The organism is Musicola keenii (assembly GCF_014855505.1).
Classification (GTDB): domain Bacteria; phylum Pseudomonadota; class Gammaproteobacteria; order Enterobacterales; family Enterobacteriaceae; genus Musicola; species Musicola paradisiaca.
In genome coordinates, this window is record NZ_JAAWVW010000005.1 from 229,718 (window position 1) to 248,729 (window position 19,012).

The window sequence follows — 19,012 nt, forward strand, 5'->3', positions numbered from 1 at the left end:
CACATTCACTGTGGTGACAAAACTTATGACAGATTTAACGACGCACGATGCCGCTCTGCCTGTCTGGCAAACCCGCGATCACCTTGATGATCCGATCGTCAGCGAGCTGTGCAACCGTTTTGGTTCGGAAGCTTTTACTGTTCAGGCGACGCGCACGGGTATGCCGGTTGTCTGGGTGAAGCGAGAACAATTGCTGGAAGTGGTTGCCTTCCTTAAGAAACAACCGAAACCCTATGTCATGTTGCTGGACTTGCATGGCGTGGATGAGCGTCTGCGCACACATCGCCAGGGGTTGCCGGACGCTGATTTCACCGTGTTCTACCACCTGATTTCCATCGACCGCAATAAAGACATCATGCTGAAGGTGGCGTTGGTAGAAAAAGATCTGAACATGCCGACGCTGACCAAACTGTTCCCGAATGCCAACTGGTATGAGCGTGAAGTTTGGGACATGTACGGCATTACCTTCAATGGTCATCCCCATCTGACGCGCATCATGATGCCGCAGACCTGGGAAGGTCATCCGCTACGTAAAGATTTTCCGGCCCGTGCGACGGAGTTCGATCCTTTCGTGCTGACCAAACAGCGCGAAGACATGGAAATGGAGGCTCTGACCTTCAAACCCGAAGAGTGGGGAATGAAGCGCGGTACCAGCAACGAAGACTTCATGTTCCTCAATCTCGGGCCAAACCACCCGTCGGCGCATGGTGCATTCCGCATCATTCTCCAGCTCAACGGTGAAGAGATCGTCGACTGTATTCCCGATGTCGGTTATCACCATCGCGGCGCGGAAAAAATGGGCGAGCGCCAATCCTGGCACAGCTATATTCCCTATACCGACCGTATCGAGTATCTGGGCGGCTGCGTGAATGAAATGCCTTACGTGCTAGCGGTGGAGAAACTGGCCGGCATTGAAGTGCCGGAGCGTGTGAACGTTATTCGCGTCATGCTTTCTGAGTTGTTCCGCATCAATAGCCATTTGCTTTATATCAGTACCTTCATTCAGGACGTCGGTGCTATGACGCCGGTGTTCTTTGCTTTTACCGATCGTCAGAAGATTTACGATCTGGTGGAGGCCATTACCGGTTATCGCATGCATCCGGCATGGTTCCGCATCGGCGGCGTGGCACATGATTTGCCGCGCGGTTGGGAACGCCTGTTGCGCGAATTCCTGGACTGGATCCCCGGACGCCTTGATACCTACATCAAAGCGGCGCTGGAAAACTCCATTCTGAAGGGGCGTACCCAGGGGGTCGCGGCGTACAACGCCAAGGAAGCGCTGGAGTGGGGCGTAACTGGGGCGGGGCTGCGTGCGACGGGCGTGGCGTTCGACGTGCGTAAATGGCGCCCTTATTCCGGTTATGAAAACTTTGATTTTGAGGTCCCGGTGGGTGATGGCATCAGCGATTGCTATAGCCGCGTCATGTTGAAGGTTGAGGAGCTGCGTCAGAGCCTGCGTATCCTTGAGCAGTGTCTCAAGCATATGCCTGAAGGCCCGTTTAAGGCTGATCACCCGCTGACGACGCCGCCGCCGAAGGAACGCACGTTGCAGCATATCGAAACGTTGATCAACCACTTCCTGCAAGTTTCCTGGGGGCCGGTAATGCCTGCCAACGAGTCGTATCAAATGATCGAGGCAACCAAGGGAATCAACAGTTATTACCTGACCAGCGACGGCGGCACCATGAGCTATCGCACCCGTATTCGAACGCCGAGCTTCCCTCACCTGCAGCAGATCCCGTCGGTGATTCGCGGGTGTCTGGTATCCGATCTGATCGTATACCTCGGCAGTATTGATTTTGTCATGTCAGATGTGGACCGCTAATTATGCACGATCATAACAACACGCAAGAACCTATCGACGCTCAGGGGCAGCCCGCAGGGGAGGCTTTTGTGTTAAGTGACGCGGAGCGCGACGCCATCGAGCATGAAAAACACCACTACGAGGATGCACGGGCCGCTTCCATCGAAGCGTTGAAGATTGTGCAGAAACAGCGTGGCTGGGTGCCGGACGGCGCTATTACGGCTATCGCCGATGTGTTGGGCATCCCTGCCAGCGATGTGGAAGGCGTGGCGACATTTTACAGCCAGATCTTTCGCCAACCGGTTGGCCGTCATGTCATCCGCTACTGTGACAGCGTGGTATGCCATATCACCGGCTATCAGGGTATTCAGGCCGCTCTGGAGCGGAAGCTGAATATTAAACCGGGGCAGACCACATTTGATGGTCGCTTCACCCTACTGCCGACCTGTTGCCTGGGTAATTGCGACAAGGGGCCGTCCATGATGGTGGATGAGGATACCTACACGCGCCTGAAGCCAGATGATCTCGATTCGTTACTGGAGCAGTATCAATGACTAAAAACATTGTTCTGACGGCTGAACAGCATCCTCTGACGTGGCGTCTGCGTGCTGATGAGCAGCCAGTGTGGCTAGATGAATATCGCAGCAAGAACGGTTATGCCGGTGCCGCCAAGGCGTTGACCGGCATGTCCCAGGATGAAGTGGTGACGCTGGTCAAGGATGCCGGGCTGCGCGGCCGTGGCGGCGCAGGCTTTTCCACTGGGCTCAAATGGAGCCTGATGCCGAAAGATGAAAGCATGAATATCCGCTACCTGCTGTGCAATGCGGATGAAATGGAGCCAGGCACCTATAAAGATCGCTTGCTGATGGAGCAAATGCCGCATCTGCTGATCGAAGGCATGGTGATCGGCGCCTATGCGCTGAAAGCCTATCGCGGCTACATCTTTCTGCGCGGCGAGTATATCGAAGCTGCCGCTAACCTGCGTCGTGCGATAGAAGAAGCCAAGGCTGCGGGGTTGCTCGGTAAGAATATCTTGGGCACCGGGTTTGATTTTGAACTGTTCGTTCATACCGGTGCCGGGCGGTACATCTGTGGTGAAGAAACCGCATTGATCAACTCGCTGGAAGGGCGTCGCGCCAATCCGCGTTCGAAGCCGCCGTTTCCCGCGATGGCTGGAGCCTGGGGCAAACCGACCTGCGTCAACAATGTGGAAACCCTGTGTAACGTGCCGGCCATTGTGGAGCATGGTATTGAGTGGTATCAGGGGTTGTCGGCCGGCAAGAGCAAAGATGCCGGTACCAAATTAATGGGATTCTCCGGCCGGGTTAAAAATCCGGGCTTGTGGGAACTGCCGTTCGGCACCACTGCCCGTGAAATTCTTGAGGATTACGCCGGCGGTATGCGCGATGGCCTGAAACTCAAAGCCTGGCAACCGGGCGGCGCAGGAACCGACTTTCTGACCGATGCGCATCTGGATTTGCCGATGGATTTTGAAAATATCGGCAAAGCAGGAAGCCGTTTGGGCACCGCGCTGGCGATGGCCGTCGACAATGAAATCAATATGGTGTCGTTGACACGCAATCTGGAAGAGTTTTTTGCCCGCGAGTCGTGCGGCTGGTGTACGCCATGCCGTGACGGATTGCCGTGGAGCGTAAAACTGTTGCGTGCGCTGGAGCGAGGGGAAGGGCAGCCGGGGGATATCGAAACGCTGGAGCAGATTTGTCGTTATCTCGCGCCGGGCAATACCTTCTGCGCGCATGCGCCGGGTGCGGTCGAACCACTGCAGAGCGCCATAAAATATTTCCGGGATGAATTCGAAGCCGGTATCGCCAGACAGGCGCCCGGTAACACCAAAGATATTCGCGGCATTCAGCCAAACCTGCTGAAACAGCGCTGGTAATCCCGGAAACCGGCAGGCAGCCGACATGGCTGTCCTGTCAGGCAGAATTTTTGATTAGTGCCCGCCCGTGGCGGGCTGTTATGGAAGCATGCTGACTATGGCAACGATTCATGTAGACGGCAAAGAATATGAAGTGGACGGTTCGGACAACCTACTGCAGGCGTGTCTGTCTCTGGGGCTTGATATTCCTTACTTTTGCTGGCATCCGGCGCTGGGCAGTGTCGGGGCTTGCCGCCTGTGTGCGGTTAAACAATACCAGAACGCGGAAGACACCCGAGGCCGTCTGGTGATGTCCTGTATGACACCAGCGACCAACGGCACCTACATCGCGATTGACGATGCGGAAGCCGTCGCGTTCCGTAAGACCATCGTGGAATTCCTGATGACCAACCATCCGCACGACTGCCCAGTTTGTGAGGAAGGGGGGAACTGTCATCTTCAGGATATGACGGTTATGACGGGGCATAATTTCCGCCGTTACCGATTCACCAAACGAACCCACCGCAATCAGGATCTCGGGCCTTTCATTTCCCACGAGATGAACCGCTGCATCGCCTGTTACCGCTGTGTGCGCTACTACAAGGACTATGCCGACGGTACAGACCTGGGCGTTTATGGTGCGCATGACAATGTGTATTTCGGCCGCGCAGAGGATGGCGTGCTGGAAAGCGAGTTTTCCGGCAACCTGGTGGAAGTGTGTCCAACCGGGGTGTTTACCGACAAGACCCATTCCGAGCGTTATAACCGTAAATGGGACATGCAGTTCGCCCCCAGCATTTGCCAGCAATGTAGCGTTGGGTGCAACACCAGCCCAGGCGAACGCTACGGCGAACTCCGGCGTGTCGAAAACCGTTATAACGGCAGCGTGAACCATTATTTCTTGTGTGATCGTGGTCGTTTTGGCTATGGCTACGTCAACCTGAAAGACCGCCCGCGTCAGCCGATTCAGCGTCGCGGTAACGATTTGATCGCCCTGAACGCCGAACAGGCGTTGCAAGGCGCGGCTGATGTTCTGCGCCAGGCGAAGAAGGTCATTGGTATCGGTTCCCCCCGCGCCAGTATTGAGAGTAACTTTGCATTGCGCGAACTGGTTGGTGCTGAGAATTTCTACACCGGTGTGTCCCGCGGCGAGCAACAGCGCCTGCAACTGATGCTGAAAGTGCTCAGTGAAAGCGGGGTTCGTACCCCGTCTTTGCGAGAGATCGAAAGTTATGATGCCGTGTTGGTACTGGGCGAGGATTTGACCCAGACCGGTGCCCGCATCGCACTGGCGGTACGTCAGGCAGTGAAAGGTAAAGCCCGTGAAATGGCGGCGGCACAGAAAGTGGCGGATTGGCAAATCGCCGCGATTCTGAACATTGGTCAACATGCCAAACACCCACTGTTCGTCACCAACGTCGACAGTACCCGGCTGGATGATATCGCTGCCTGGAGTTATCGGGCGCCTGTCGCCGATCAGGCGCGACTTGGTTTCGCGATCGCCCATGCGCTGGATAACGCAGCACCGGCGGTCAGTGATTTGTCCGCCGACTTGACTCAGAAAATGGATGTGGTCGTCCAGGCGCTGGCCAGTGCGAAGAAGCCGCTGATTATTTCCGGCACCAACGCCGGCAGTGACGATGTGATCGCTGCCGCTGCAAACGTCGCCAAAGCGCTGAAAAACCGAGGTGCAGACGTCGGTATTACCTTTGTCGCAGCAGGTGCCAACAGCATTGGCGTGGCCATGATCGGCGGAGGTTCTCTGGATGATGCGCTGGAGCAGTTGGAAAGCGGCGCTGCGGATAGCGTTGTCGTGGTGGAAAACGATCTTTACCGTCATGCACCGGCTGCGCGAGTTAATGCCGCCTTGGCCAAAGCCACCAATCTGGTGGTGGTCGATCATCAGCGCACCGCTATCATGGACAAGGCCAGTATGGTTCTTTCGTCCGCGAGCTTCGCTGAAAGCGACGGTACGCTGATCAATCAGGAAGGTCGCGCTCAGCGCTTCTTCCAGGTCTATGAACCCGCCTTCTATGATGACAAGGTGGTCATGCTGGAAAGCTGGCGCTGGCTGCACTCACTCTATATTACCTATAACAGCCGCCAGGTGGACTGGACGCAGCTCGATCATGTCATCGACGCTTGCGTCAAGGCGTTGCCGCAGCTGGCCGCCATCAAGGATGCTGCGCCTGATGCTTCTTTCCGCATCAAAGGGCAAAAGCTGGCGCGCGAACCGAACCGCTACAGTGGCCGTACTTCGCTGCGTGCCAATATCAGCGTGCATGAACCGCGTCAGCCGCAGGATCGCGACACCATGTTCGCTTTCTCGATGGAAGGGAACAACAGCCCGCAAGCCGAGCGTCAACAGGTGCCATTCGCCTGGGCGCCGGGTTGGAACTCTCCGCAGGCGTGGAACAAATTCCAGGATGAAGTGGGCGGTCATCTGCGTCATGGCGATCCCGGGGTGCGTCTGATCGAGGCTGGTGAGGGTTCTCTGGCGTATTTCGGCCAGGTACCTGCGCCGTTCTCGCCCCAGGCGGGGCAGTGGACGGTCGCACCTTACTATTCGCTGTTCGGCAGTGACGAGCTATCGCAGCGCTCATCGGTGATCCAGGCGCGGATGCCGGAAGCCTGTGCAGTGGTCAACCCGACGGATGCCGCTGTGTTGGGCGTCAACCCCGGAGCATTGCTGGATATTACTTGCGGTGGTCAGACGCTGCGCCTGCCGGTGCGCATCAGCCATGAGCTGCATCAGGGGCAGGTTGGGTTGCCGCTGGGCTTCCCAGGTGTTGCTCCGGTGTTGGCCGGTGCGACTGTTGAAACCCTGCGGGAGGCTGCACAATGAACTGGTTAACGCCTGATATGCTGGAAATTTTGTCCACCGTGGGAAAAGCGTTGCTGATCCTGGTCGTCGTAGTGAGCTGCGGTGCGGTCATGAGTATGGGGGAGCGCCGTTTACTGGCGCTGTTCCAGGGCCGTTACGGGCCAAACCGCGTCGGTTGGGGCGGTTCGCTGCAACTGGTTTCGGACATGCTCAAGATGTTTTTCAAAGAAGACTGGACGCCGCCTTTTGTCGACAAGGTGATATTCATTCTGGCGCCGATGATTGCATTCACCTCGTTGCTGATGGTATTTGCGATCGTACCGGTCAGCCCGACCTGGATAGTGGCTGATCTGAATATCGGTATCCTGTTTTTCCTGATGATGGCCGGCTTAGCGGTATATGCCGTGTTGTTCGCCGGCTGGTCGAGTAACAATAAATACTCGCTGCTGGGGGCAGTGCGCGCCTCCGCACAGACGCTGAGTTATGAAGTGTTTCTTGGTTTGTCGCTGATGGGGGTGGTGGCGCGTGCCGGTTCGTTCAACGTGGGCGATATCGTGGCTTCACAAGCACATTTGTGGAATGTCGTGCCCCAGTTCTTCGGTTTCATTACCTTCGCTATCGCGGGTGTGGCAGTGTGCCACCGTCATCCTTTTGACCAGCCGGAAGCTGAGCAGGAACTGGCGGACGGCTACCACATCGAATACGCCGGGATGAAGTTCGGCCTGTTCTTCGTGGGAGAATACGTCGGTATCGTTACGGTGTCCGCGCTGATTGTCACCCTGTTCTTCGGTGGTTGGCAGGGGCCGTTCTTGCCGCCGTTTATCTGGTTCGCGTTGAAAACAGCGTTTTTCATGATGATGTTCATCCTGATCCGCGCTTCGTTGCCTCGTCCACGTTATGACCAGGTGATGGCGTTCGGTTGGCGGGTCTGTCTGCCGCTGACGCTGCTGAATCTGCTGGCGACTGCTGCAGTCATTCTGTTGAACGCTTAGGAAGGGGTGATAAACCATGACACTAAAAGAGCTTTTGATTGGTTTCGGCACCCAGGTGCGCAGTATCTGCATGGTGGGTTCTAATGCGTTCAAAAAACGCGAAACCAAAATGTATCCGGAAGAGCCGGTAAACCCACCGCCGCGTTTCCGTGGGCGCATTGTGCTGACCCGCGATCCTGACGGTCAGGAACGTTGTGTTGCCTGTAACCTGTGTGCGGTAGCCTGTCCGGTAGGCTGTATTTCACTGCAGAAGGCGGAAATGAAGGATGGTCGCTGGTATCCGGAGTTTTTCCGCATCAACTTTTCGCGCTGCATCTTCTGCGGTATGTGTGAAGAAGCCTGCCCGACAACGGCGATTCAATTGACGCCAGATTTTGAAATGGGTGAATTCAAACGCCAGGATCTGGTTTATGAAAAAGAAGATCTACTGATCTCGGGGCCGGGTAAATATCCGGAATATAACTTCTACCGGATGGCAGGCATGGCGATCAATGGTAAAGACAAGGGCGAAGCTGAAAACGAAGCCAAACCCATTGATGTCAAAGGCCTATTGCCCTAAGGAGCCAAGCATGGAATTCGCGTTTTATGCGACTGCGATTATTGCGGTACTGGCAACATTGCGTGTCATTACCCATACCAATCCAGTACATGCATTACTGTATCTGATTATCTCGTTACTGGCGGTGGCTGGTGTGTTCTTCTCTCTCGGTGCGTATTTCGCCGGCGCGTTGGAGATTATTGTGTATGCCGGCGCCATTATGGTGCTGTTTGTCTTCGTGGTGATGATGCTGAACCTCGGCCACTCGGTAGTGGATCAGGAGAAAGCCTGGTTGAAACCTGGTGTGTGGATCGGGCCGGGCATTCTGTCGCTGGTATTGCTGGGTGTCATTATCAAGGGGATCTTCAGCCTGAACGGCCAGAATATCTCCGGCGGAATGATTGACGCTAAGGCGGTGGGCATCAGCCTGTTCGGCCCGTATGTTCTGGCTGTGGAGTTGGCATCCATGTTGTTGCTGGCCGGTCTGGTGGTGGCGTTCCACATCGGACGTGAAGATAAGCGCGGTGGTGACGTTCTTGCCAAAGATGACAAAAAATCAACGGAGGAACGCGCATGATACCGCTTCAACATGGCCTGCTGCTGGCAGCCATTCTCTTCGTGCTGGGGCTGACCGGGCTGGTGATTCGTCGCAACCTGCTGTTCATGCTGATCAGCCTGGAAATCATGATCAACGCTTCGGCGCTGGCCTTTGTCGTCGCCGGAAGTTACTGGGGCCAGTCGGATGGTCAGGTGATGTACATTCTGGCTATCACGCTGGCGGCAGCGGAGGCCAGTATCGGTCTGGCGCTGTTGCTCCAGCTTTACCGTCGTCGTCAGACCCTGAATATTGACACTGTCAGTGAGATGCGCGGATGAACTTACTCTATTTAACTATTCTGTTTCCGCTACTCGGATTCTTATTGCTGGCTTTCTCCCGTGGGCGTTGGTCGGAAAATCTGTCCGCCGCCATTGGTGTGGGCTCGGTCGGGTTGGCTGCGTTGGTTGCTTGTAAAGCGGCGCTGGATTTTGCCGGTCAGCAGCACGCAGGCGGTGTCACTTTCTTCACTCAGCATTTGTGGACCTGGATGACGGTCGGCAAGTTTGATATCAGCGTGAATCTGGCGCTGGATGGGCTGTCGCTGACGATGCTGTCTGTGGTGACGGGCGTGGGTTTCTTTATCCACCTGTTCGCATCCTGGTATATGCGTGGTGAAGAGGGATACTCCCGTTTCTTTGCCTACACCAATCTGTTCATCGCCAGCATGGTGGTGCTGGTGCTGGCGGATAACTTGCTGCTGATGTATCTCGGTTGGGAAGGGGTGGGGCTGTGCAGCTATCTGCTGATCGGCTTCTACTACACCAATCCGAAAAATGGTGCAGCGGCCATGAAAGCGTTTATTGTTACCCGTGTAGGGGATGTATTCCTGGCGTTTGCGCTGTTCATCCTGTATCGCGAATTGGGGACATTGAACTTCCGCGAGCTGATGGTGCTGGCGCCGCAGCGTCTGGCCGAAGGGTCGCCGGTTATTACTTGGGCAACCCTGATGTTACTGGGCGGTGCGGTGGGTAAATCGGCTCAGTTGCCGTTGCAGACCTGGCTGGCCGACGCGATGGCGGGCCCGACTCCAGTTTCCGCACTGATCCATGCTGCGACGATGGTGACTGCCGGCGTATATTTGATAGCACGCACGCATGGTCTGTTCCTGATGGCGCCGGATGTGTTGAATCTGGTGGGTGTCGTTGGGGCTGTAACCCTGTTGTTGGCTGGTTTCGCTGCGCTGGTGCAGACTGATATCAAGCGTGTGCTGGCGTATTCCACCATGAGCCAGATCGGTTACATGTTTCTGGCGTTGGGTGTTCAGGCGTGGGATGCGGCGATTTTCCATCTGATGACCCATGCATTCTTCAAGGCGCTGTTGTTCCTGTCATCCGGCTCGGTAATTCTGGCCTGTCACCATGAACAGAACATCTTCAAGATGGGCGGTTTACGTAAGACGATTCCGTTGGTGTATGTGTGCTTCCTGGTCGGCGGTTCGGCGCTGGCGGCGCTGCCGCTGGTGACGGCTGGTTTCTTCAGTAAGGATGAGATTCTGGCCGGCGCCTGGGCCAACGGTCATCTTAATCTGGTGGTCGCCGGTCTGGCCGGGGCGTTCATGACGTCGCTCTATACCTTCCGGATGATTTTTATCGTGTTCCATGGCGAAGAAAAAACCAAGGCTCACGCCGGCAAGGGGATCTCGCATCACCTGCCGCTGCTGGTGCTGATGGTGCTGTCCACCTTTGTGGGCGCCATGATTGTGCCTCCTTTGCATGGCGTTCTGCCTGCGACTACTGAGTTGGCGCATGGTCAGGTTATGACGCTGGAAATTGCCTCCGGTGCAGTGGCTGTCGTCGGTATTCTGCTGGCCGCCGCGCTGTGGCTTGGCAAACGCCAAACGGTCAACGCGGTTGCCGCCAGTGCCCCAGGGCGTTTCTTCTCCACCTGGTGGTTCCATGCCTGGGGCTTTGACTGGCTGTACGACAAAATTTTTGTCAAACCGTATCTGGCTATCGCGACGCTGTTGCAGCGAGACCCGTTGAATGCGCTGATGAATATTCCAGCCATACTGGTTCGCTGGGGCAACCGTGCTTTGCTTGTCAGCGAGAACGGTCAATTGCGCTGGTATGTTGCCTCAATGGGTGTCGGTGCCGTGGTGGTGCTGGCGCTGCTGTTGCTGGTATAGGTTTCGGTAACGCAGAGGGGCGGAGGCGAGGCCACATTGGGTAGCCTCCGCAGGCAGCAAGTTTTTCGTTTTCTTTAATTTAGGGACACAAAACGCCATGCTACTACCTTGGCTGATTCTTCTCCCCTTCATCGGCGGCCTGCTGTGTTGGCAGCTCGAGCGTTTTGGCACGCGGGTGCCGCGCTGGATTGCGCTGATCTCCATGGGGCTGACACTGGTGCTGTCGTTGCAGTTGTGGCTGCAGGGCGGTTTCTCACTGAGTACGCCGTCGGGGTTGCCCCAATGGCAATCGGAGTACAACCTGCCATGGATACCGCGCTTTGGTATCTCTATTCATCTGGCGCTGGATGGGCTATCGCTGTTGATGGTGGTGCTGACCGGTCTGCTGGGTGTGTTGGCTATTCTCTGTTCCTGGAATGAAATCCAGCGTTATCAGGGCTTTTTCCACCTGAATCTGTTGTGGATCTTGGGCGGTGTTATCGGCGTATTCCTGGCTATCGACATGTTCCTGTTCTTCTTCTTCTGGGAAATGATGTTGGTGCCGATGTACTTCTTGATCGCACTCTGGGGTCACAAAGGATCGGATGGGAAAACCCGTATTGCGGCGGCCACCAAGTTCTTTATTTATACGCAGGCCAGCGGCCTGGTGATGTTGATCTCCATTCTGGCGCTGGTGTTCGTGCATCACAACGCTACCGGCGAATGGTCGTTCGATTATCAGCAGCTGTTGAAAACGCCGATGTCGTTCGGGCTTGAATATGCGCTGATGCTGGGCTTCTTCGTCGCTTTCGCAGTAAAAATGCCGCTGGTGCCACTGCACGGCTGGCTGCCGGATGCCCATAGTCAGGCGCCGACGGCTGGCTCCGTGGACTTGGCCGGTATTCTGCTGAAAACGGCGGCCTACGGCCTGCTGCGTTTCAGTCTGCCGCTGTTCCCAAATGCGTCTCATGCGTTTGCGCCGGTGGCGATGTGGTTTGGCGTCATCGGTATTTTCTACGGTGCCTGGATGGCATTCAAACAGACGGATATCAAACGCCTGATCGCCTATACCTCGGTATCCCATATGGGGTTTGTGATGATTGCCATCTATACCGGCAATCAACTGGCCTATCAGGGCGCGGTGGTGCAGATGATTGCACACGGCCTGTCCGCCGCCGGTATGTTCATTATCTGCGGCCAGCTTTATGAACGCCTGCACACGCGCGATATGCGTCAGATGGGGGGGCTGTGGAGCAGAATTCGTTATCTGCCGGCGCTGTCGCTGTTCTTTGCCGTCGCAACGTTAGGTATGCCGGGCACAGGCAACTTTGTCGGCGAATTCATGATTCTGTTCGGCAGTTACCAGATCGTTCCGGTGATCACGGTGGTTTCCACTTTTGGGCTGGTATTTGCCTCCGTTTATTCGCTGATCATGATGCAGCGCGCGTTTTATGGCGCACCCAAATCGGATGAAGCGTTGGCGGGCATGTCACCCCGTGAGCTGTCGCTCATTCTGCTGCTGGTTGTTCTGTTGGTGCTGCTGGGTGTGTATCCGCAGCCGATTCTGGATACCTCCAGTGCGGCGATGACCAATATCCAACAATGGTTTACGTCATCGATTCAGGGTTCAACAATTTCAACGACAGGGCTGTAATTCGCCATGACAATAACTCTTCAACAATTGATCGCGCTCTCGCCGCTGTTAATCGTCGGATTGACGGTGGTGGTTGTGATGCTGTGCATTGCGTGGCGACGCAACCATTTCGTCAATGCGACACTGACGGTCATTGGTCTGAACATCGCGCTGCTTTCGCTGTATCTGGTGAGCCAGGCCGGCACGACGGACGTTACTCCGTTGCTGCGTGTGGACGGGTTCTCGATGTTCTATACCGGGTTGGTACTGGCTGCCAGCCTGGCGACCAGTACGTTCGCCTATCCGTGGCTGGAAGGGTATCCAGATAATAAAGACGAGTTCTATCTGCTGGTGTTGATTGCCGCCATGGGGGGCATCTTGCTGGCCTGCGCCAATCATCTGATGGCGTTGTTCATCGGTATCGAGCTGATCTCTCTGCCGTTATTCGGTCTGGTAGGGTATGCCTTCCGTCAGAAACGCTCACTGGAGGCCGGCATCAAGTACATGCTGTTGTCTGCGGGAGCGTCTTCCTTCCTGCTGTTTGGTATGGCGCTGGTTTACGCGGATTCCGGTAGTCTGAGCTTCGCCAGTCTGGGTAAAAGTCTGAGTGATCACCAAATCCATACGCCGCTGTTGCTGGCAGGCCTAGGGATGATGGTAGTTGGGCTGGGCTTCAAACTGTCGTTGGTACCGTTCCACTTATGGACGCCTGATGTGTATCAGGGGGCGCCGGCGCCGGTTTCCACTTTCCTGGCGACGGCCAGTAAGATCGCCATTTTCGGTGCTGTGATGCGTTTGTTCCTGTATGCGCCGATGGTGGATAGCGGATCAGTACGTACTGCATTGGGTATTATTGCGTTTGCCTCTATTTTGTTCGGTAATTTGATGGCGGTCGCACAGAGCAATATCAAACGCCTGCTGGGGTATTCGTCCATTGCGCATCTAGGGTATTTGTTGGTGGCATTGATCGCTGTGCAGTCGCATCAGCTGGCGTTGGAAACTATCGGCGTCTATCTGACCGGCTATCTGTTTAGCAGTCTGGGCGCATTCGGCGTCGTCAGCCTGATGTCCAGCCCGTACAGCGGCCCTGATGCTGATTCATTGTTCTCCTACCGCGGCCTGTTCTGGCACAAGCCGATTCTGTCTGCGGTGATGACGGTGATGATGCTTTCCCTGGCGGGTATTCCGATGACGCTAGGCTTCTTCGGGAAATTCTATGTGCTGGCGGTTGGCGTCAACGCGCACCTGTGGTGGCTGACGGCAGCGGTGGTGGTGGGTAGCGCTATCGGCCTTTATTACTATCTACGTGTGATGGTTAGCCTGTATCTGACCGCGCCGCAAACGCTGAAACGCGATACGCCAAGCAACTGGGCACTAACGGCGGGTGGTGTGGTGGTACTGATTTCTTCGGTATTAGTGTTGATTTTGGGGATCTACCCACAGCCGTTAATTACGTTGGTGCAACTGGCGCAGCCACTGATGTAACCGACATTTGAAGGTTGAAAAGCCGCGGCACTGACCGCGGTTTTTTTATGGCGCCATCCCGATGCGGGGTGTTTTTGCTATGGCGTGCCCCTTCCCCCGCAGGCTGATGCGAGCGTTGTTGAAATCATGCCTGGCATTTTTATGCGCAATGTTTTTTTGCATTAATGGGCGAAGCGACGGCAACGTTCGGTGGCAGAGAGAAAACGGGAAATGTCGAAAGATGGAGAGTTTCGACCGGATAATGAATGGTGTGTGACGCGAGATAATCTTCAGGTAATAAAAAACCGCCTTGTGTAGTGGCGGTTTTTTAAATCAGGTTACGGTTATCAGAATGGGCTGATGATGGAACCGATACGTTCACAGTAGCTGACATACACATTACCCAGTTTCTTGAACAGATTGCTGACGTTGCGAAATACGCGCATGATGACCTCTCGATGTACAGTTTATGTGATTTTCGTCACGTTTTTAGCGTAATCAATTGGCTGTCCGAAGACAAGTTTTTTGTGACTTAAATCACATAAAAATAAGCGCGAAGCGTATGGAGCGCCTCGCGCCTGGCTGAAAATGTCGAAAGAGCGAAGGGAAGTGATGAAAGCGCGTCGTCAGCTATAGCCTAATCACGCCATCAATCAGCGTAGTGCTGTACCCGCCGATCCACGGTTGATCGTCTATCCAGGTGACATGAACCTGCCCGTTCCTATGAAGCATCGTGCCCTGGCGAACCCGATAACCGTGCTGTCTGGCTGTAGGATGTTGGCTCGGATATTGATGTATGACCTGAGCGATGCAGGCATTGGCGCTGCCAGTTACCGGGTCTTCGATCAGGGTATCGTCCAGCATGAAAAATGTACGGACTTCGTAATCCGCGATGGCAGGTGTCGCATGCGGGCCATAAATCGCGATGCCATCAGTCTGACAGTGGTCGAACAATTGTTTTAGTCGCCTGATATCTGGACGGACGTCGAGGCAAGCCTGGGCACTGTGCAGACGCACGGTCAGCCAGCGGATACCCATGCTGACATTGATTGGTGGGAATGACACATCGCGGGCATGGCTGCCTAGCGCGTGGTCGATCAGCGGAGAATGAGCGGGATCGATAGTTGTCAATTCTGCCTCTGGCGCCCTGAAAGCCAACTGACCGTCGTGATGGATAGAGATCGGCACCAGTCCCACGCCGCACTGCTGGATAAGCTGCCCGGGAGTGCGCGGTTTTAGCCCTGCCTCTAATAAGGCATAGGCGGTTCCTAGTGTCGGGTGTCCGGCGAAAGGAATTTCCGATGAGGGTGTGAAGATTCTTACCCGATAGTCTGCCGCAGGGTCGTCCGGCATCAGTACGAAGGTGGTTTCGGACAAGTTCGTCCATCGGGCGATGGATTGCAGCTGCTTGTCGGTTAATCCATCCGCTTCCAAAATCACCGCCAGCGGGTTGCCCTGGCAGGGATGATTGCTGAAAACGTCAATCTGTTTGAATTTTCGTTGTCGTGACATTTTGTGTTCCTGTTGTTGTTTCTCGGCGGCGATGACTATTGCGGTGCGGATGGAATAGGGCGCTATTGGTGAATATTTGTACAAATATGGTCGGGATTCTCGTTTCCAGCTGTGGCATAATGCGCGCCAAATCACAATTTAGTCGAGAATGTGCTGTGCTAGCCACTAACAATATCACGATTCAATTCGGCAGTAAGCCGTTGTTTGAAAACATCTCTGTCAAATTTGGCGGCGGTAATCGCTATGGCCTTATCGGTGCCAACGGGTGCGGTAAATCTACTTTTATGAAGATCCTCGGCGGCGATCTGACGCCGACCGCCGGGAATGTCGCTCTCGACCCTAACGAGCGTATTGGTAAATTGCGCCAGGATCAGTTCGCCTTTGAAAAATACACAGTGCTGGACACGGTGATCATGGGGCATACCGAACTGTGGGCGGTAAAAGAAGAACGCGATCGTATTTATGCCTCCGGCGATATGAGCGAAGAGGACGGCTATCGTGTTGCCGATTTGGAAGTGCAGTACGGGGAAATGGACGGCTATAGTGCCGAAGCGCGGGCGGGAGAACTCCTGTTGGGGGTAGGCATTCCGCTAGAGCAGCACTATGGCCTAATGAGCGAAGTCGCACCCGGCTGGAAGCTGCGCGTGTTGCTGGCGCAGGCGCTGTTCTCCAATCCCGATATTCTGCTGTTGGACGAACCGACCAACAACCTGGATATTGATACCATCCGCTGGCTGGAGCAGGTGCTGAACGAGCGCAACAGTACCATGATCATCATTTCCCATGACCGTCACTTTCTGAATATGGTGTGCACCCATATGGCGGATCTGGACTACGGCGAGCTGCGCGTCTATCCCGGCAACTATGATGAGTATATGACGGCAGCGACACAGGCGCGTGAGCGTCTGCTGGCGGATAACGCCAAGAAGAAGGCGCAGATTGCCGAGCTGCAATCGTTCGTCAGCCGGTTCAGTGCGAATGCTTCCAAGTCCCGTCAGGCAACTTCTCGTGCCCGGCAAATAGAAAAAATCCAGTTGGAAGAGGTGAAAGCCTCCAGCCGTCAGAACCCGTTCATTCGGTTCGAACAGGATAAGAAGCTGTTCCGCAATGCATTGGAACTGGAAGGTATCACCAAGGGGTTCGATAACGGCCTGCTGTTCAGCCAGGTCAAAATGCTGGTGGAAGCCGGTGAGAAAGTGGCGGTATTGGGCACCAACGGTATCGGCAAATCGACGTTGATGAAAACGCTGGTCGGTGAGCTGCAGCCGGATGCCGGCAGCCTGAAGTGGGCCGAAAACGCCCACATCGGTTATTACGCGCAGGATCACGAATATGAGTTTGCAGAAGATCTGACCGTATTCGATTGGATGAGCCAGTGGAAGCAGGAGAATGACGACGAGCAGGCGGTGCGCAGCGTGCTGGGGCGCCTGCTGTTCTCGCAGGATGACATCCGCAAAAAGGTTAGCGTGCTGTCCGGCGGCGAAAAGGGCCGTATGCTGTTCGGCAAATTGATGATGCAACGCCCGAACGTATTGATTATGGACGAGCCGACCAACCACCTGGATATGGAATCGATCGAATCGTTGAATATGGCGCTGGAGTTGTATCAGGGGACGCTGCTATTTGTCTCCCACGATCGGGAGTTCGTCAGTTCGCTGGCAACCCGGATTGTGGAAATCACGCCGGGCAAAGTGATCGATTTCAGCGGTAATTATGATGATTATCTGCGCAGCCGCGGCGTCGAATAAGCGCCAATATTTTGCAGGATTGTTGGTGAGCTTTGCAGGATTATTGGTAAAAACGCCGTTTTGACGGCGTTTTTATCGCATGGATGCATAATCGATGAGTGAACGATGTTATGAAAATCGTAATAATCATCAGTATGACGCGCGGTGTAGAATAATGTGTAATGACATTAAGACATCGCAGAATAATCGTCAGAGATATGCAAGATTATTAGGTGGGCCGTCGATAAAACGACGGCTTTTTTTTATATCATCAAAGAAAGAAATAGAATGAATTTCAATTTTTCGTTATCAGGGGAATAAAAATTAACGCGCTGCTATTACCAGAAAATCTGGCAGGCTATTTTTAACAAATGCAGGAGTGTTAACCCGCGCGGTTTTTTTTAAGTAAAGTATTTAAATTAACCGCTCTGCTTAATCGATATTATTCAGAGGAATATCAAGCAGGGGAAATATCACTTTCAGAGTAGGGAAATTTAAAATTAATCTTTTTAAATCAATATATTGATGTTTGTGATAACAGATATAGGTCACAGTTAAATCGATTAAGCAACGTTAAGTCACCACAGCCATTTATCTTACTATGAGTGAGATATTTTCTCATTTGATCACAATAATGGCCGCGTTTAAAACGACGGCTGCGGTGAATATCACAGAAGGCATATAAATAGAGAGGTTATTTCCCGTGCTCTTGATGGAGATCAAGTCGGTTAAATTATCTTCCTCATTATCCTATTCCCCACACACTGGTGTGTTACTCCGATTTTATTACAGGAGAATAATAAAGAATGAGTGGGGAAAATATGATGCTTTCCCATCACGGCCTCAATCGCCGTGATTTTATGAAGCTATGTGCAGCACTTGCCGCCACCATGGGGTTGAAGGATGCCGCCGCCGCGGAGATGGCGAAATCGCTGACTTCGCCTCAACGTCCGCCGGTCATCTGGATCGGTGCCCAGGAGTGTACGGGATGTACCGAATCTCTGTTGCGCGCAACGCACCCGACTATCGAGAATCTGCTGTTAAACACCATCTCTCTGGAATACCACGAGGTGCTTTCAGCTGCGTTCGGCGAACAGGCTGAGGAGAACAAGCACCGCGCGATTGAGCAGTACAAAGGCAAGTTCGTGCTGGTGGTGGATGGTTCCATACCGATGAAGGATGGCGGAATCTACTGCATGGTGGCCGGCAAGCCGATTGTCGAGCATATTCGTGCCGCAGCGGAGCATGCCGCCGCGATCATCGCCGTCGGTTCCTGTTCTGCCTGGGGCGGTGTGCCGGCCAGCGGCGTCAACCCGACCGGCGCGGTAAGCCTGCAGGATATTCTGCCGGGCAAAACCGTCATCAATATTCCCGGTTGTCCGCCCAACCCGCACAACTTCCTGGCCACCGTTGCGCACGTTATCACCTACAACCGCGCACCGGCGCTCGACAGCCAGAACCGTCCGACCTTCGCTTATGCTCGTCTGATCCACGAAAACTGCGAACGTCGTCCGCACTTCGATGCTGGACGCTTTGCCAAGGAGTTCGGTGATGAGGGGCATCGTCAGGGCTGGTGCCTGTATCACCTCGGCTGCAAGGGGCCGGAAACCTACGGCAACTGCCCGACGCTGGAGTTTTGCGACGTCGGCGGCGGGATCTGGCCGGTAGGGATCGGGCATCCGTGCTACGGCTGCAACGAGAAAGATATCGGTTTCACCAAGGGCATTTTCCAACTGGCGAACGTAGAAAACCCGACCCCTCGGGTCGAGAAACCCGCGGTCAACAGCCCTGAAGGCGGCAACAGTTCTGCGACGGCAACTGGGCTTATCGGCGGCGTGCTGGGTGCGGTGGCCGGCGTCAGTCTGATGGCGGTACGTGAGCTGGGGCGCCAGCAAAAACAGCAGGACGCCGGAAACTCATCCCGGGAGGGCTAAGCC

Annotated in this window: 14 protein-coding genes; 13 read left to right on the forward strand and 1 reads right to left on the reverse strand. The window is 54.7% G+C overall.

Annotation, left to right across the window (positions count from 1 at the left end):
- Nucleotides 1–13 precede the first annotated feature (13 nt).
- The 11 genes from nuoC to nuoN all read left to right on the forward strand — a co-directional run bounded on the left by nuoC (nucleotide 14) and on the right by nuoN (nucleotide 13,857).
- Nucleotides 14–1,825 carry an NADH-quinone oxidoreductase subunit C/D gene (gene nuoC, locus HEP82_RS07500; RefSeq protein WP_192457558.1) on the forward strand — a complete coding sequence of 604 codons (1,812 nt, stop codon included), beginning with the start codon at nucleotides 14–16 and terminating at the stop codon, nucleotides 1,823–1,825.
- A gap of 2 nt (nucleotides 1,826–1,827) precedes the next feature.
- Nucleotides 1,828–2,358 (forward strand): NADH-quinone oxidoreductase subunit NuoE, encoded by a 531-nt coding sequence (gene nuoE / locus HEP82_RS07505; RefSeq protein ID WP_015854230.1) that lies wholly within the window; start codon nucleotides 1,828–1,830, stop codon nucleotides 2,356–2,358.
- On the forward strand, nucleotides 2,355–3,704 hold the full coding sequence (nuoF, locus tag HEP82_RS07510; protein ID WP_192457509.1) for an NADH-quinone oxidoreductase subunit NuoF: 1,350 nt from the start codon (nucleotides 2,355–2,357) through the stop codon (nucleotides 3,702–3,704). The genes nuoE and nuoF overlap by 4 nt, the downstream gene beginning before the upstream one ends.
- A gap of 97 nt (nucleotides 3,705–3,801) precedes the next feature.
- On the forward strand, nucleotides 3,802–6,528 hold the full coding sequence (gene nuoG / locus HEP82_RS07515; protein WP_192457510.1) for an NADH-quinone oxidoreductase subunit NuoG: 2,727 nt from the start codon (nucleotides 3,802–3,804) through the stop codon (nucleotides 6,526–6,528).
- A complete protein-coding gene (gene nuoH / locus HEP82_RS07520) occupies nucleotides 6,525–7,499 on the forward strand; it encodes an NADH-quinone oxidoreductase subunit NuoH (protein WP_015854227.1) in 975 nt (324 codons plus the stop codon). Before nuoG ends, nuoH begins: the two co-directional genes overlap by 4 nt.
- A 16-nt stretch (nucleotides 7,500–7,515) precedes the next feature.
- A complete protein-coding gene (nuoI, locus tag HEP82_RS07525) occupies nucleotides 7,516–8,058 on the forward strand; it encodes an NADH-quinone oxidoreductase subunit NuoI (RefSeq protein WP_015854226.1) in 543 nt (180 codons plus the stop codon).
- Between the two features lie 10 nt (nucleotides 8,059–8,068).
- The gene (gene nuoJ / locus HEP82_RS07530) at nucleotides 8,069–8,614 is read left to right on the forward strand and encodes an NADH-quinone oxidoreductase subunit J (protein WP_192457511.1); all 546 of its coding nucleotides are present in this window, start codon (nucleotides 8,069–8,071) and stop codon (nucleotides 8,612–8,614) included.
- Nucleotides 8,611–8,913: an NADH-quinone oxidoreductase subunit NuoK gene (gene nuoK, locus HEP82_RS07535; RefSeq protein ID WP_015854224.1), complete on the forward strand. Its 303-nt coding sequence runs from the start codon at nucleotides 8,611–8,613 to the stop codon at nucleotides 8,911–8,913. The genes nuoJ and nuoK overlap by 4 nt, the downstream gene beginning before the upstream one ends.
- A complete protein-coding gene (gene nuoL / locus HEP82_RS07540; RefSeq protein WP_192457512.1) occupies nucleotides 8,910–10,760 on the forward strand; it encodes an NADH-quinone oxidoreductase subunit L in 1,851 nt (616 codons plus the stop codon). Before nuoK ends, nuoL begins: the two co-directional genes overlap by 4 nt.
- 97 nt (nucleotides 10,761–10,857) lie before the next feature.
- Nucleotides 10,858–12,393, forward strand: a complete 1,536-nt coding sequence (gene nuoM, locus HEP82_RS07545) for an NADH-quinone oxidoreductase subunit M (protein WP_192457513.1) — start codon at nucleotides 10,858–10,860, stop codon at nucleotides 12,391–12,393.
- A 6-nt stretch (nucleotides 12,394–12,399) separates the two neighbouring features.
- Entirely contained in the window at nucleotides 12,400–13,857 is a 1,458-nt protein-coding gene (gene nuoN, locus HEP82_RS07550; protein WP_192457514.1) for an NADH-quinone oxidoreductase subunit NuoN, read from the forward strand.
- A 609-nt stretch (nucleotides 13,858–14,466) separates the two neighbouring features.
- Here nuoN and HEP82_RS07555 read toward each other — a convergent pair.
- The gene (locus tag HEP82_RS07555) at nucleotides 14,467–15,348 is read right to left on the reverse strand and encodes a PhzF family phenazine biosynthesis protein (RefSeq protein ID WP_192457515.1); all 882 of its coding nucleotides are present in this window, start codon (nucleotides 15,346–15,348) and stop codon (nucleotides 14,467–14,469) included.
- A 119-nt stretch (nucleotides 15,349–15,467) separates the two neighbouring features.
- On the opposite strand from HEP82_RS07555, the gene HEP82_RS07560 reads away from it, so the two are divergent.
- Together HEP82_RS07560 and hybO are read left to right on the forward strand one after the other, a co-directional pair.
- On the forward strand, nucleotides 15,468–17,096 hold the full coding sequence (locus tag HEP82_RS07560) for an ABC-F family ATPase (RefSeq protein WP_225622370.1): 1,629 nt from the start codon (nucleotides 15,468–15,470) through the stop codon (nucleotides 17,094–17,096).
- Between the two features lie 785 nt (nucleotides 17,097–17,881).
- Nucleotides 17,882–19,009, forward strand: a complete 1,128-nt coding sequence (gene hybO / locus HEP82_RS07565) for a hydrogenase 2 small subunit (RefSeq protein WP_192457517.1) — start codon at nucleotides 17,882–17,884, stop codon at nucleotides 19,007–19,009.
- Nucleotides 19,010–19,012: the final 3 nt, after the last annotated feature.

What these genes read in the sequence shown, in the direction of transcription:
- nuoJ (WP_192457511.1), top strand. Translation starts at nt 8,069, where the DNA reads ATGGAATTCGCGTTTTATGCGACTGCGATTATTGCGGTACTGGCAACA.
- HEP82_RS07560 (WP_225622370.1), top strand. Translation starts at nt 15,468, where the DNA reads ATGCGCGCCAAATCACAATTTAGTCGAGAATGTGCTGTGCTAGCCACT.
- nuoG (WP_192457510.1), top strand. Translation starts at nt 3,802, where the DNA reads ATGGCAACGATTCATGTAGACGGCAAAGAATATGAAGTGGACGGTTCG.
- nuoH (WP_015854227.1), top strand. Translation starts at nt 6,525, where the DNA reads ATGAACTGGTTAACGCCTGATATGCTGGAAATTTTGTCCACCGTGGGA.
- nuoK (WP_015854224.1), top strand. Translation starts at nt 8,611, where the DNA reads ATGATACCGCTTCAACATGGCCTGCTGCTGGCAGCCATTCTCTTCGTG.
- nuoI (WP_015854226.1), top strand. Translation starts at nt 7,516, where the DNA reads ATGACACTAAAAGAGCTTTTGATTGGTTTCGGCACCCAGGTGCGCAGT.
- nuoN (WP_192457514.1), top strand. Translation starts at nt 12,400, where the DNA reads ATGACAATAACTCTTCAACAATTGATCGCGCTCTCGCCGCTGTTAATC.
- nuoE (WP_015854230.1), top strand. Translation starts at nt 1,828, where the DNA reads ATGCACGATCATAACAACACGCAAGAACCTATCGACGCTCAGGGGCAG.
- nuoL (WP_192457512.1), top strand. Translation starts at nt 8,910, where the DNA reads ATGAACTTACTCTATTTAACTATTCTGTTTCCGCTACTCGGATTCTTA.
- hybO (WP_192457517.1), top strand. Translation starts at nt 17,882, where the DNA reads ATGAGTGGGGAAAATATGATGCTTTCCCATCACGGCCTCAATCGCCGT.
- HEP82_RS07555 (WP_192457515.1), bottom strand. Translation starts at nt 15,348, where the DNA reads ATGTCACGACAACGAAAATTCAAACAGATTGACGTTTTCAGCAATCAT.
- nuoF (WP_192457509.1), top strand. Translation starts at nt 2,355, where the DNA reads ATGACTAAAAACATTGTTCTGACGGCTGAACAGCATCCTCTGACGTGG.
- nuoM (WP_192457513.1), top strand. Translation starts at nt 10,858, where the DNA reads ATGCTACTACCTTGGCTGATTCTTCTCCCCTTCATCGGCGGCCTGCTG.